Source organism: Variovorax sp. V15 (assembly GCF_041154425.1).
Taxonomy (GTDB): Bacteria; Pseudomonadota; Gammaproteobacteria; order Burkholderiales; family Burkholderiaceae_C; genus Variovorax; species Variovorax guangxiensis.
In genome coordinates this window covers 1265576-1279118 of record NZ_AP028659.1, presented here as the reverse complement: position 1 = coordinate 1279118, position 13543 = coordinate 1265576, and the positions used below count along the sequence as shown (strand labels likewise).

At 69.3% G+C, this 13543-nt stretch carries 14 protein-coding genes; 9 read left to right on the top strand and 5 right to left on the bottom strand.

The window, feature by feature from the left end; translation table 11 throughout:
• Positions 1 to 14 precede the first annotated feature (14 nt).
• Complete coding sequence (locus tag ACAM57_RS06265) at positions 15 to 1730, bottom strand: enoyl-CoA hydratase-related protein (protein WP_369661025.1); 1716 nt, start codon at positions 1728 to 1730, stop codon at positions 15 to 17.
• A gap of 114 nt (positions 1731 to 1844) precedes the next feature.
• Complete coding sequence (locus ACAM57_RS06260) at positions 1845 to 2306, bottom strand: Lrp/AsnC family transcriptional regulator (RefSeq protein WP_311737092.1); 462 nt, start codon at positions 2304 to 2306, stop codon at positions 1845 to 1847.
• 102 nt (positions 2307 to 2408) lie between these two features.
• Between ACAM57_RS06260 and ACAM57_RS06255 the strand changes: the two genes are divergently transcribed.
• Positions 2409 to 4676 carry an aminotransferase class V-fold PLP-dependent enzyme gene (locus ACAM57_RS06255; RefSeq protein WP_369661024.1) on the top strand — a complete coding sequence of 756 codons (2268 nt, stop codon included), beginning with the start codon at positions 2409 to 2411 and terminating at the stop codon, positions 4674 to 4676.
• Between the two features lie 61 nt (positions 4677 to 4737).
• Positions 4738 to 5244, top strand: a complete 507-nt coding sequence (locus ACAM57_RS06250) for a DsbC family protein (protein ID WP_369661023.1) — start codon at positions 4738 to 4740, stop codon at positions 5242 to 5244.
• Here the strand turns inward: ACAM57_RS06250 and ACAM57_RS06245 are convergent.
• Positions 5241 to 5717: an outer membrane protein assembly factor BamE gene (locus tag ACAM57_RS06245; RefSeq protein WP_369661022.1), complete on the bottom strand. Its 477-nt coding sequence runs from the start codon at positions 5715 to 5717 to the stop codon at positions 5241 to 5243. The two genes, ACAM57_RS06250 and ACAM57_RS06245, sit on opposite strands and share 4 nt — an antisense overlap.
• A 71-nt stretch (positions 5718 to 5788) precedes the next feature.
• Here ACAM57_RS06245 and ACAM57_RS06240 point away from each other — a divergent pair, with 71 nt between their 5' ends.
• From ACAM57_RS06240 to ACAM57_RS06210, 7 genes are all read left to right on the top strand, one after another.
• The gene (locus ACAM57_RS06240; RefSeq protein WP_126024735.1) at positions 5789 to 5995 is read left to right on the top strand and encodes a DUF3460 family protein; all 207 of its coding nucleotides are present in this window, start codon (positions 5789 to 5791) and stop codon (positions 5993 to 5995) included.
• Positions 5996 to 6074: 79 nt separating this feature from the next.
• The gene (locus ACAM57_RS06235; RefSeq protein WP_019656612.1) at positions 6075 to 6911 is read left to right on the top strand and encodes a ScpA family protein; all 837 of its coding nucleotides are present in this window, start codon (positions 6075 to 6077) and stop codon (positions 6909 to 6911) included.
• A gap of 10 nt (positions 6912 to 6921) precedes the next feature.
• Positions 6922 to 8496: an L-aspartate oxidase gene (nadB, locus tag ACAM57_RS06230; RefSeq protein WP_369661021.1), complete on the top strand. Its 1575-nt coding sequence runs from the start codon at positions 6922 to 6924 to the stop codon at positions 8494 to 8496.
• 69 nt (positions 8497 to 8565) lie between these two features.
• On the top strand, positions 8566 to 9495 hold the full coding sequence (gene panB / locus ACAM57_RS06225) for a 3-methyl-2-oxobutanoate hydroxymethyltransferase (protein WP_369661020.1): 930 nt from the start codon (positions 8566 to 8568) through the stop codon (positions 9493 to 9495).
• 26 nt (positions 9496 to 9521) lie between these two features.
• Positions 9522 to 10361, top strand: coding sequence for a pantoate--beta-alanine ligase (gene panC, locus ACAM57_RS06220; protein WP_369661019.1), 840 nt, complete (start codon positions 9522 to 9524; stop codon positions 10359 to 10361).
• Complete coding sequence (queE, locus tag ACAM57_RS06215) at positions 10358 to 10996, top strand: 7-carboxy-7-deazaguanine synthase (protein WP_369661018.1); 639 nt, start codon at positions 10358 to 10360, stop codon at positions 10994 to 10996. The genes panC and queE overlap by 4 nt, the downstream gene beginning before the upstream one ends.
• 36 nt (positions 10997 to 11032) lie before the next feature.
• Complete coding sequence (locus ACAM57_RS06210; RefSeq protein ID WP_369661017.1) at positions 11033 to 11395, top strand: 6-pyruvoyl tetrahydropterin synthase family protein; 363 nt, start codon at positions 11033 to 11035, stop codon at positions 11393 to 11395.
• Positions 11396 to 11524: 129 nt separating this feature from the next.
• Here the strand turns inward: ACAM57_RS06210 and nadA are convergent, their stop codons facing one another.
• Positions 11525 to 12646: a quinolinate synthase NadA gene (gene nadA, locus ACAM57_RS06205; protein ID WP_369661016.1), complete on the bottom strand. Its 1122-nt coding sequence runs from the start codon at positions 12644 to 12646 to the stop codon at positions 11525 to 11527.
• 7 nt (positions 12647 to 12653) lie between these two features.
• Positions 12654 to 13532 carry a carboxylating nicotinate-nucleotide diphosphorylase gene (gene nadC, locus ACAM57_RS06200; protein ID WP_369661015.1) on the bottom strand — a complete coding sequence of 293 codons (879 nt, stop codon included), beginning with the start codon at positions 13530 to 13532 and terminating at the stop codon, positions 12654 to 12656.
• Positions 13533 to 13543: the final 11 nt, after the last annotated feature.

The window sequence follows — 13543 nt, the reverse complement described above, 5'->3', positions numbered from 1 at the left end:
CAGGCCCGGCAGACTCAGTCCGCCAGGCCCAGCCGCGCCACGTGCGGCGGCGTGTGCAACGCCTTTTCCTTGCGCACGAATGCCGACCTGAGACCCGCATGCGGCTCTCGCGCGTCGAAGAAGTTGCGGCGCATGTGGGTCAACTCCTCGTCGCGGTAGCGCTGCAGCGGCTTGATCGACTCGTCCTGCTCGCGCATCGCTTTCTTCCGCGCGATGCGATCGGCCAGCTCCTGCGAAGCGGCCAGTTCCGCAGCCAGCCGGGCCACTTCGGCGCCCAGCTCCTCGGGCGCGGCCTGCAGCACGCGCTGCGCCATGCCGAGTTCGACCGCGCGCTTCGCGCTCACCGGCAATGCCGACTGCGTGAGCCGCTGCGCCTCGCTCTCGCCCACGCGGCGCGGGAGGATGTAGGTCCAGTATTCCGAGCCGTGCAGGCCCATCAGCCTGTAGTGCGGGTTGAGCACGGCGCCGTCGCGGCACCAGACCTCGTCGGCCGCCAGCGCGAGCATCACGCCGCCGGCCGCCGCGTTGCCGCCGAGCGCCGACACGGTGAGCCGGTCGGTGGTGGTGAGCACCGCCTCGACGAGGTCGTTCATCGCGTGGATGTTGGCCCAAGACTCCTCGGCCGGGTCCTCTGCAGCCTCGATCACGTTGAGGTGGATACCGTTGGAAAAGAAGTCGCGCACGCCGCCCAGCACCAGCACGGAGGTCGGCCGGGTGCAGGCGAAGCGGTAGGCCTCCAGCAGCCGGCGGCATTGCGCGGTGCTCATCGCGCCGCCCGGAAAGCTGAAATTCAGAACGCCGACCGCGCCCTGCTCGCTGTAGCGAATGTCTGAGAAGGTACGACGGCCCGCCGGCAACTGCAGCGGCGCCGGCACCTCGGGCACTTCGGAGGACAGCAGGTCGCCCAGCGCCTCGACGGCCGGCAGCTTGTAGCTGGGCAGGCGCGAGCCGGGTTCGCGCCAGGGACGCAGCTGCTGGATCCACGCCGCGCCGTCGACGGTGGCGCGGCAGATGGCGCCGGCGCGGGTGGCGATCAGCTCGCCGGGGCGGCTGCCGCGCAACTCGTCCTCGGGATGGCCGCCGTGCAGGTACCAGCGCGCACCCAGCAGTTCGTCGAGCACGCCAGGCTGCGAATCGGCCGCGCGCAGCTTGCGCAGCACCGTTTCGGTCGGGTCGGAGGTCCAGTCGATGCGCCGCTCTTCCTGTTTCATGAAGGGCCGCCAGCCGGCGGCCAGCGCGGCGGCTTCCTGCTTCTGCGGCTTGTGCCTGCCCGAAGCAAAGCGCTCGACGGCGAGCAGCACGGCGTCGAGCGCCGCGTCGGCCACCTCGCCGCGGTACAGGTCGCTCTTGCCGGCCAGCGGCGGCAGCTTCAGCGGCGACCAGGCCCAGACGTCGCCCGCATCCATCTCGGCCACGGCCTCGAGCACGGTGACGCCCCAGCTTTCGGCGGCGCCCTGCAGTGTCCAGTCGAGCGACGAGGGGCCCCGGTCGCCGGGCGGGCCGGGGTGCACAATCAGGCAGGTGTGGGCGGTCCAGATGTCTTGCGGGATCGCCGTGGTCAGCATCGGCGCCACGATGAGCTGCGGCGCATGCACCCGCACCGCCTCGCGCAGTGCGTCGTCATTGCCGAGGGCCAGCGCCACGCCGACGGTGTGGCCCTGGTCCTGGAGTTCGGCGAGAACCCGTTGCGTCAGGCTGTTGAACGCGCTCGCGACAAGCAGGATGTGCATCGGACGGCCCCGGTAATGTCGGTGACTAAATGTCAATGAGTGTCAAAAATGTATCTGCAACCTTTCTTCCGGATAAGTTGACTGAAAGTTCGCACGGCGGCCTCGCCGCTGTTTTCATTCGACGTAGGAAAGCGGCAGCGCGGTGGTGAACTTGATTTCCTCCATCGCGAAGCTGGAGCTCACGTCCGACAGGTCGGTGTCGGCGATGAGGCGCTTGTAGACCTTGTCGTAGGCCGCGATGTCGGGAACGACCACGCGCAGCAGGTAGTCGATGTCGCCGCTCATCCGGTAGAACTCGACGACCTCGGGAATCACGTCGACCACTGCCTTGAAGTGCTCGAACCAGGCCTGCGAGTGCGTGCGGGTGCGCACGGCGACGAACACGGTGACGCCCACGTTCACCTTCTGCGGGTCGACCAGCGTCACGCTGCGGGTGATGACGCCGGCCTCCTTCAGGCGCTGGATGCGGCGCCAGCACGGTGTCTGCGAAAGGCCGACCCGCGCGGCCAGCTCGGCGACCTGCCATTCGGCGTTCTGCTGCAGCAGTTCGAGGATCTTTCGATCCATGGAATCAATTTTTATCTTCTTCATATTTTTGAGAATTTGATTCTCAAATTCTGAAGAATCGGAGCCTGGAACGCAAGCCTTTTCCCAGTGCGGCTTTGCAGAATCCTGTCCATGGAAATCTATCTGGACGCCAACGCCACCACCCCCGTCCTTGCCCAGGCCCGCGCCGCGGCGCTCGCCGCCATGGCCGGCGATTTCGGGAACCCCAGCAGCATCCACACCACCGGCCTGAAGGCCCGGGCGCTGATGGACGCCGTGCGCGCCCGCGCCCGCCGGGTGATCGGCGCGCCCTCGGGGCGGCTGCTGTTCCTCAGCGGCGCGACCGAAGGCATCCAGACCGCCGTGCTCTCGGCCCTGAGCGCGCTGCGTGCCCGGCGCCAGGCCGGCGACACCACCGCCGATCTGCTGCTCTACGGCGCGACCGAGCACAAGGCCGTGCCCGAGGCGCTCAAGCACTGGAACGCGCTGCTGGGCCTGAACCTGGAGGTGCTCGCCATTCCCGTGGGCCGCGACGGCCGCCACGATCTCGGCTGGCTGCGCGCCCATGCGCCGCGCGCCGGCATGGTTTGCACGATGGCGGCCAACAACGAGACCGGCGTGGTGAGCGATCTCGACGGCATTGCCGCCGCGCTCGCAAGCAGCCCGGCACTGTGGATGGTCGACAGCGTGCAGGCCCTGGGCAAGCTGCCGCTGTGGCTGGGCGAGCGGCCCATCGACTACGCGCCTTTCTCCGGCCACAAGCTCTATGCGCCCAAGGGCATCGGCATGCTGTACGTGCGCCAGGGCGCGCCCTTCACGCCGCTGATGGCCGGCGGCGGCCAGGAAGACTCGCTTCGCTCCGGCACCGAGAACATGTCGGGCATCGCGGCGCTGGGCGCCGTGCTGGAGGCGCTGGAGGAAGGCGGGACCTTCCAGGACCACGGCACGCTCGCCGCCTGCCGCGATCGCCTCGCCGCCGCGCTGCGCGACGCCTTCCCAGGGCTGGTGTTCAACGCGCCGCCCGAGCTGTCCCTGCCGACCACGCTGAACTTCTCGGTGCCCGGCCTGAGCTCCAAGCTGCTGCTGGACCTGTTCGACGCCGCCGACATGCGCGTCAGCGGCGGCTCCGCCTGCGGCGCATCGAAGGCCCGGCCGAGCTACGTGCTGGAGGCGATGGGGCTGCCCGCGTGGCGCACCGCATCGGCGGTGCGGCTGTCCTTCGGCCCGGCCGCCGACGATGCCTTCATCGACGAGGCATGCGCCCGCATCCGCGCATGCGGCGAATCGTTGCGCGACAGCTGCCTGAGCACCACGCCGCAGAGCCACGCGCTGCCGCCCGAGCGGCTGACCCGCTTCGTGGTCGATGGCGCCTGCTGCTACCTGCTGGCCGATGCCGCCAGCCGCCGCTGCGTGGTCATCGACCCGCTGCCCGAGCTGACCGGCCAGCTCACGCAATGGCTGGGCTGCCACGGGTACACGCTGGCCGCCGCGCTCGACACGCACAGCCATGGCGACCACGCCTCCTCCGGCCCCGAGCTGCTCGCCGCCGTGCCCGAATCGCAACGCGAGGCCGGCCCCGTGGACGCGCTCGGATGGCCGCAGGGCGCGCAGCAGATCGGGCTCGGCGCGCAGCGGCTCACCAGGCTGGCGCTGCCCGGCCACACCGCAGACTCCACCGCCTACCTGCTGCACGATGCCGGCGGCCTGCGCCTGGCCTTCGTCGGCGACACCCTGATGCCCGGCGCGCTGGGGCGCAGCGACTTCGCTCAGAGCGAGCCGCTGGCCTACGGCCCCTCGCTGCTCAAGCTGCAGCAGGCGCTGCAGCCGGGCACGCTGATGCTTCCGGGCCACGACTACGACGACCGCTTCGCCGCCACGCTGGACACCGAATGCGCGGCCCAGCCGCTGCTGAGGCAGGTGCTCTCCGGCGCCCTGGACGCGGCCGGCTTCGCGAGCGCCAAGGAGGCGCTGGAACGCGGCCTCGCGCTCACCGAATACCAGACCATGGCCTGCGGCGCCCGTGTCGACACCTGCACCGCCGGCCCGGCCTTCGACCTGAGCCCCGAGGCCCTGTCCGCCCTGCAGCAGGCGCACCCCGGCCTCGTGCTGGTCGACGTGCGCGAGCCCTACGAGCAGCGTGTCGGCCACGCGCCCGTGCTGGACGCGGCGACCCGGCTGCAGGCCGTGCCGCTGTCGAGGCTGCCCAACGCCCTGCCCGACTGGCTGGCGCTGCCCGAAGAGACGCCGGTGGTGTTCTTCTGCCGCAGCGGCAACCGCAGCGCGCAGGCCGCCAAGGCTCTGCGCCGGCTGGGCCATGAGCAGGCCTGGAGCCTGGCCGGAGGGCTCGCGCTGTGGCCGCGAGAATCATCCGCCGAAGCGCTGCATGCTCAGGCCGCCTGACCTCTTGAAAGCCCCAGTGAATCTACGCCGCGAACTTCTCCTCACCGCTTGCGCACTCGGCATGCTGCCGTCCGCCTTCGCCCAGCGCCGCACCGACTCCGTCGAAGGGCGCTTCGGCAAGCTCGACGGCATGCGCTTCGAGCAGTTGCCCTTCCAGGACGCGATCAAGGTCGTGCACGGCGACGGCAAGCGGCAGATCGCGGTGTTCTCCGACCCGAATTGCGGCCATTGCAAGCGCGTCGACAAGGACCTGAAGGCGCTCGGCAACGTCACGGTGCACGTGTTTCTCTATCCGGTGCTGGGCGAGGATTCGTCGGCCAAGGCGCGCAATCTGTGGTGCGGCGGCAGGGACAGGGCCGCAGCGTGGGAAGCCTGGATCGAGAAAGGCGTCGAACCCGCATCATCCGCCGGCGGCTGCGACACGTCGGCGCTGCAGCGCAATGCCGCGCTCGGGCGCAAGCTGGGCATCCGGGGCACGCCCGCGCTGGTCTTCGGCGACGGCACCTTCGTGCCTGGTGCGATTCCCGTGCGCTGGATCGAGCAATTGCTCGCGACCGGCCGGAGCTAGGGGGCTTCGGTGCCGCGATCGGGCGAAGAGCCGCTGCGCACCACGCGCTGGTCGTCGGCGAGCGTGGCGGTGAAGACCATGGCCGAGTTCGGCGGCTGCACCCAGCGCCATTCCCATTCGGTCTCGCGCCTGAGCGCGTAAGGCGTGACCTTGGCGGGCTTGCCCAGCATCTTGCGCAGGTCTTCCATCATCATGCCGGGCTGCACCTTGGCGAAGTTCTCGGGCGTGAGCACCTGCCGCAGGGCGCTCATCTTCCCGTCGATGCCGATGGTGATCATGTAGTTCTTCTGGCCCGCGGGCTGGCGGTTGTACTCGAACACGCGGGCGCCGCCCGCGCCGTCCCAGATGTTCTCGGGCTGGCCGAAGCGGGCTCGCACGTCGGCCTCGGTGGAGACGCCTTCCTCCAGCTCGCCGATGTTCTTCGAGTCGCATGCGGCGAGCCCGACCGCAGCCGCCAGACACCCGATTGCCATGCCGATCCGCCACCCTTGAAGTTGCTTCATGCCGTCCCCGGTAAAATTCGCGTCGATTAAAGGTCCAGTCTATGTCCATCTTCCGCCGCCCCCACTACACCTCCGAGATCACGAACTTCATCGAGGAGATGAAGGAAAAGAAGCCGACGCTGGAGGCCGAGCAGCGCGCCGGCCGCGCCCTGCTGTGGGACAAGCACCTCGACCGCGGCCTGCTGGAGGAATACAGCGAAGCCCGCGTGCCCCAGCAGCCCTACGTCTACCAGACCCAGACCAAGTAAGCCATTCGCCGATGCCGAATTGGCAGCAAATCCCCGTCCGCATTGCGTCGGCCGCTATTGAAACGGTAGCACCGGCACGATGAACAGCGACGAGGACAACGGCACGCTGGTGGTCGACATGCCCGAGGTGGTCGACCAGGTCGCGCTCGCGAGGCTCTATGGAGAGCCGCTGTTCGCGATGCCGAAGGACCTGTACATCCCGCCCGAGGCGCTGCAGGTGTTCCTGGAGGCCTTCGAGGGCCCGCTCGACCTGCTGCTCTACCTGATCCGCAAGCAGAACTTCAACATCCTCGACATCCCGATGGCGGGGCTCACGCGGCAGTACCTGAGCTACGTCGACGAGATCCGCCAGAGCAACCTCGAGCTCGCGGCCGAGTATTTGCTGATGGCCGCGATGCTGATCGAGATCAAGTCGCGCATGCTGCTGCCGCCCAAGAAGGTGGCCGACGGCGAAGAGGCCGAAGACCCGCGCGCCGAACTCGTGCGCCGCCTGCTCGAGTACGAGCAGACCAAGCTGCAGGCCGCCGCCATCAGCGCCATGCCGCAGTACGGCCGCGACTTCTGGAAGGCGCAGGTCTACATCGAGCAGTCGCTGAAGCCGCGCTTTCCCGACGTGGACGTGATCGAGCTGCGCGACGCGTGGGCCGACATCATGAAGCGCGCCAAGCTCGTGCAGCACCACAAGATCTCGCGCGAGGAACTCAACGTGCGCGAGCACATGAGCATCGTGCTGCGCCACCTGCAGGGCCAGCGCTTCGTGGAGTTCGAGAAGCTCTTCGACGTGTCGCGCGGCGTGCCGGTGCTGATCGTCACCTTCATCGCGATGCTGGAGCTCGCGAAGGAGACGCTGATCGAGATCACGCAGGCGGAAGCCTTCGCTCCCATCTACGTGCGGCTGGCGTACTCCCCTTCCTGATTCATACCTCGTGCGCGACTTCGACGTCCTCATCGTCGGCAGCGGATTGGCCGGCCTCTCGGCGGCGCTGCACCTAGCGCCCACGCACCGCGTGGCCGTGCTGACCAAGCGCGCGCTGAACGACGGCTCCAGCGCCTGGGCGCAGGGCGGCATCGCGGCGGTGCTGGCCGCGGGCGACAGCTTCGACGCGCACGTCGAGGACACGCTGGTCGCCGGCGCCGGCCTGTGCGACCCCGAGGCCACGCGCTTCGTGGTCGAGCACGCGCCCGAGGCCATCGGCTGGCTGCGCGAGCTGGGCGTGCCCTTTTCCGAAGAAGATGGCGGCCTGCACCTGACGCGCGAAGGCGGCCACAGCCAGCGCCGCATCGTGCACGTGACCGACGCCACCGGCGCGGCGGTGCAGCAGGTGCTGATCGAACGGGTGCGCCGCACGCCGAACATCGCGCTGTTCGAGAACCACACGCTGGTCGACCTCATCACCGGTCCGAAGATCGGACTCGACGACCCTGCCTGCCTGGGCCTCTACGCACTCGACGGCGAAACCGATGAGGTGCTGGCCTTCCGCGCGCCGCACACCATCCTGGCCACCGGCGGCGCGGGCAAGGTGTATCTCTACACGACCAATCCGGACACGGCCACCGGCGACGGCATCGCCGCCGCGTGGCGCGCGGGCTGCCGGGTGTCGAACATGGAGTTCATCCAGTTCCACCCGACCTGCCTGTATCACCCGCACGCGAAGTCCTTCCTGATCAGCGAGGCGGTGCGCGGCGAAGGCGGCCTGCTGAAGCTGCCCGATGGAACCCGCTTCATGCCGAAGCACGACGAGCGCGCCGAACTGGCCCCGCGCGACGTGGTGGCCCGCGCCATCGACTTCGAGATGAAGAAGCACGGCCTGGACTGCGTGTACCTCGACATCTCGCACCAGCCGGCCGCGTTCCTGAAGGAGCACTTCCCCAACATCCTGGCGCGCTGCCTGGAGCTGGGCATCGACATCACGCGCGAACCCATCCCGGTGGTGCCCGCCGCGCACTACACCTGCGGCGGCGTGCTCAGCGACCTGAGCGGGCGCACCGACATCCCGGGCCTCTACGCCATCGGCGAGACCGCATGCACCGGCCTGCACGGCGCGAACCGGCTTGCGAGCAACTCCCTGGTGGAGTGCATGGTGTTCGCGCGCGCGGCGGCCGGCGCCATCGCCTCGGCGCCGGCACGCGAGCTCGCCGGGCTGCCCGCCTGGGACGACAGCCGCGTCACCGACGCCGACGAGGCCGTGGTCATCTCCCACAACTGGGACGAGTTGCGCCGTTTCATGTGGGACTACGTCGGCATCGTGCGCACCAACAAGCGCCTGGAGCGCGCGAGCCACCGCATCGCGCTGCTGCAGGCCGAGATCCAGGAGTTCTACGCGAACTTCCACGTCACGCGCGACCTGCTCGAGCTGCGCAACCTGGTGCAGGTGGCCGAGCTGATCGTGCGTTCCGCGCAGGCCCGCCACGAGAGCCGTGGCCTGCATTTCAGCCGCGACTACCCCTCGCTCGCCGAGCCCACCGCACCCACGGTGCTGGCGCCTCCGGCAGACCGATAACCCCCACCCGTTCGTTTTTCTTCACTCAAGGATGCCCGGCCACCGACGCCCGCAGGGAGAAACCCAACCATGTCGAACACCACACCCGCCACCACATCCGTTACCACCCCCGTTACCACCCCCGTCACGGAGGCACCGCCGGCCTCGCCCTACGGCACGCTGCCGCCGGCCTCCCCGCCCGCGTCGCGCAAGCCGGTGAGCCTGCCGAGGCTGGCCGACATGCACGCGCGCGGCGAGAAGATCGCGATGCTCACCGCCTACGACGCCACCTTCGCCGCCATGGCCGACGCGGCCGGCGTCGACTGCCTGCTTGTCGGCGACTCGCTCGGCATGGTCTGCCAGGGCCTGAACAGCACCGTGGGCGTGAGCCTGGACACCATGCGCTATCACACCGACAGCGTCTCTCGCGGCCTGCGCCGCGTGCAGGGAACGGCCTGGCTGATCGCCGACCTGCCCTTCGGCAGCTATCAGGAATCGCGCGAGCAGGCGCTGCGCAGCGCCACCGTGCTGATGCAGGCCGGCGCGCACATGGTCAAGCTCGAAGGCGGCGGCTGGACCACCGACACGGTGCGCTTCCTGGTCGAGCGCGGCATTCCCGTGTGCGCCCACCTCGGCCTGACGCCGCAGACGGTGCATGCGCTGGGCGGCTACCGCGTCCAGGGCAAGGGCGACACGGCCGGCGCGCTGCTGAAGCAGCAGGCCCACGAACTGCAGGACGCGGGCGCCGCAATGCTCGTGCTCGAGATGGTGCCGGCCGCGCTGGCCGCCGAACTCACAGCCGAGCTGAAGCACTGCGCCACCATCGGCATCGGCGCGGGCAAGGCCACCGCCGGACAGGTGCTCGTGCTGCACGACATGCTGGGCATCAACCTCGGGAAGATGCCGAAGTTCGTGCGCAACTTCATGGCCGACGCGCCGGGCGTGCTGCCCGCGCTCAAGGCTTACGTGCAGGCCGTCAAGGACGGCAGCTTCCCCGACGACCGACTCCACGCCTGGTAGGCAGACAAGGAAAAAGGAAACCCCTCATGCACATCGCACACACCATCGCCGAACTGCGCGATCACCTGGACGCCTTCAGGCGCCCCGCCTTCGTCCCGACCATGGGCAACCTGCACGACGGCCACCTGGCCCTGGTGAAGCAGGCGAAGCCGCTGGGCGACGTGACGGTCGCCAGCATCTTCGTGAACCGCCTGCAGTTCCTGCCGCACGAGGACTTCGACACCTACCCGCGCACCTGGGAGAGCGACTGCGAGAAGCTGCGCTCGGCCGGCTGCGACGTGCTGTTCGCGCCCGACGAGAAGACGCTCTACCCCGAGCCCCAGACCTGCAAGGTGCACCCCGACCCGGCGCTGGCCGACATCCTCGAAGGCCACTTCCGCCCGGGCTTCTTCGTCGGCGTGTGCACGGTGGTGATGAAGCTCTTCCAGTGCGTGCAGCCGCGCGTGGCCGTGTTCGGCAAGAAGGACTACCAGCAGCTGATGATGATCCGGCACATGGTCCGGCAGTTCGCGCTGCCCGTCGAGATCGTGGGCGGCGAGACTTTCCGAGCCGAAGACGGCCTGGCGCTCTCGTCGCGCAACGGCTACCTCAGCGAGAGCGAACGTGCCGAGGCGGTGCAGCTTTCGAAGGCGCTGAAGGCGATGGCCGAGGCGGTGCGCTCGGGCGAACGCGACCTCGGCGCGATCGAGGCCCGCGCCATGCAGGCGCTCGCGCAGCGCGGCTGGCAGCCCGACTACCTGGTGCTGCGCCGCCGCTCCGACCTGCAGGCGCCGGCTGCCGGCGAGCCGCTGGTGGCGCTGGCCGCCGCGCGGCTGGGCAGCACGCGGCTGATCGACAACCTCGAGATCGAGACGGCTGCCCCATGACCTACAGCGTCAAGGAAATCTTCTACACGCTGCAGGGCGAAGGCGGACAGGCCGGCATGCCGGCCGTGTTCTGCCGCTTCGCGGGCTGCAACCTCTGGACAGGCCGCGAGGAAGACCGCGCCTCGGCCATCTGCCGCTTCTGCGACACCGATTTCGTAGGCACCGACGGCACGCTGGGCGGCAAGTTCAAGACCGCCGACCTGCTGGCGGACACCATCGCCGCGCAATGGCCTGCCACCGATGCCGACCACCGGCTGGTGGTGCTGACCGGCGGCGAGCCGCTGCTGCAGGTCGACAAGGCGCTGGTCGACGCGCTGCACGCGCGGCGCTTCCGCATCGCGGTGGAGAGCAACGGCACGGTCGAAGCGCCCGAGGGCATCGACTGGCTGTGCATCAGCCCCAAGGCCGGCGCGCCCTGGGTGCAGCAGCGCGGCCAGGAGCTGAAGCTGGTGTGGCCTCAGCCAGGCATCGACCTCGACGCCATGGCACGCACCGGCGAGTTCACCCACCGCTTCCTGCAGCCCATGGATGGGCCCGACCGCGTCGCGAACACCGAGCTCTGCATTGCCGAATGCATGAAGCAGCCCGTGTGGCGCCTGAGCGTGCAGACCCACAAGATCACCGGCATCCGCTGAGGCGGAACCCTTTTCCCCGAGTTTTTGTTTTTGACGATGCGATTCACCATCAGCCAACGCTTTTTCTTCGATGCCGCCCACACGCTCAAGCGCGAGATCGAGGCCGAAGGCAGCCGCCGTATCCACGGCCATACCTACCACGCGGAGGTGTGGCTCACGGGCGAGCGCGACCCGGTGACGGGAATGGTGATCGACCTGGGCCTGCTGCGCCGCCGGCTGGAGGATGTGCGCGAGCAGCTCGACCACCACCTGCTGGACGACGTGCCGGGGCTGCATCCGCCGACGCTGGAGAACCTGTGCGTGTTCATTGCGGATGCGCTGCCGGACCTGCGGCCCTCGCTGGCGCGCGTGCGGGTGTGGCGCGAGGCGATGGGCGATTCCTGCACCGTGGATTTCTAGGGGCTTGCTCCCTCTCCCCTCGGGGAGAGGGTTGGGGTGAGGGCTGACGGCGTCGAAGGCCACGCGATGTTGTGAGGCCCAAGACCCTCACCCTGACCCTCTCCCGCACGCGGGAGAGGGAACGACACCTCAGGCGGCGCCGATGCCCGCCACCAGGCTCCCCGGCGCCAGCCCGTTCTTCAACCCGGCGGTGAACGCCAGCATCCGATCGATCGGCACCCGCGCCCGCAGCCCCAGCGCCGGATCGACGTGGATCTCACCCGCGCCCGTCTCCAGCGCATTCGCCAGCTCCACCAGCCCGTTCATCGCCATCCACGGGCAATGCGCGCAGCTCTTGCAGGTGCCGCCGTTGCCGGCCGTGGGCGCCTCGATGAAGACCTTGCCGGGGTTCAGCGTGCGCAGCTTGTGCAGCATGCCGCTGTCGGTGGCGACGATGAACTCCCTGGCGTCCATGCGCTGCGCGGCGTTGAGGATGGCCGAGGTGGAGCCGACCGCATCGGCCAGCGCGATCACGTCCGAGGGCGACTCGGGGTGCACCAGCACCTTGGCCTTCGGGTGCTCCTTCATGAGGAGTTCGAGCTCCAGCGCCTTGAACTCGTCGTGCACGATGCAGGCGCCGTTCCAGCTGACCATGTCGGCGCCGGTCTGGCGGCGGATGTAGTCGCCCAGGTGGCGGTCGGGGCCCCACAGGATCTTCTGCCCCGCCGCATGCAGCGCGTTCACCACGTCGAGCGCGCAGCTGGAGGTGACCAGCCAGTCGGCGCGCGCCTTCACGGCCGCGCTGGTGTTGGCATAGACGACCACGGTGCGGTCGGGATGCTGGTCGCAGAAGGCGCTGAACTGGTCGACCGGGCAACCCAGGTCGAGCGAGCAGTTCGCGTCGAGGTCGGGCATCAGCACGCGCTTCTCGGGCGAGAGGATCTTCGAAGTCTCGCCCATGAAGCGCACGCCCGACACCACCAGCGTCTGCGCGGCGTGGTCGCGGCCGAAGCGCGCCATCTCGAGCGAGTCGCTCACGATGCCGCCGGTTTCCTCGGCGAGGTCCTGCAGGTCGGGGTGCACGTAGAAGTGCGACACCATCACCGCATTGCGCTCGCGCAGCAGGCGGCGGATGCGCTCCTTCAGCGCGATGCGCTCGTCGGGCGATGGCTCGGGCGGCACGCGCGCCCAGGCGTGGCGGGTGTCGCAGACGGCGCCGGCCCTGGTTCCGGCGGGCTGCTCGTAGTCGACGTCGATGACCGTGGACGGCATGGGCGGATCAGCCTTCCTGGAAACGCATCGAGTAGTCGATCGCCTTGACGTCCTTGGTCAGGGCACCGACGGAGATGCGGTCGACGCCGGTTTCGGCCAGGGCGCGCAGGCCCTCCAGGGTGACACCGCCGGAGATCTCGAGCACGGCCTTGCGGCCTTCGCCAGCCCTGTCGTTGATGCGCACGGCCTCGCGCAGCGTGGGCAGGTCCATGTTGTCGAGCAGCACCATGCGCGCGCCGGCATCGAGCGCCTCGCGCAGTTGGGCCAGCGTCTCGACCTCGACCTCGACGAATTCCGCCTTCACGGCCGCGGGGGCCACGGCGCGCAGGGCCGCGGCCACGCCACCGGCCGCGGCGATGTGGTTTTCCTTGATGAGCACAGCGTCGTACAGGCCGATGCGGTGGTTGAGGCCGCCGCCGGTGCGCACCGCGTACTTCTGCGCGAGGCGCAGGCCGGGAATGGTCTTGCGGGTGTCGACGATGCGCGCGCGGGTGCCGCGCACGGCGTCGGCATAGAGCGCGGTCTTGGTGGCGACGGCGCTCAGCAGCTGCAGGAAGTTGAGCGAGGTGCGCTCGGCCGTCAGCAGCGCGCGGGCCGAGCCTTCGATCTCGAGCACCGTCTGGCCGGCCTCGCAGCGCTCGCCCTCGGCGCAGAGCCACCGGATGCGCACCTGCGGATCGAGCTGCCGCAGCGTGGCCTCCACCCAGGGCGCGCCGCAAACCACGGCCTCTTCGCGGGCAAGCACGCGAGCTCGGGCGCTGCGGGCGGGGTCGACCAGCGAAGCTGTGAGGTCGCCGTCGGCGACGTCTTCCCGCAATGCACGGGTGGCATCGGACAGGGCCAGCGCGGCCACGGCCGACGCTGAAAAATCAAAGCGAAGGCTCATGGCTCTCTTTG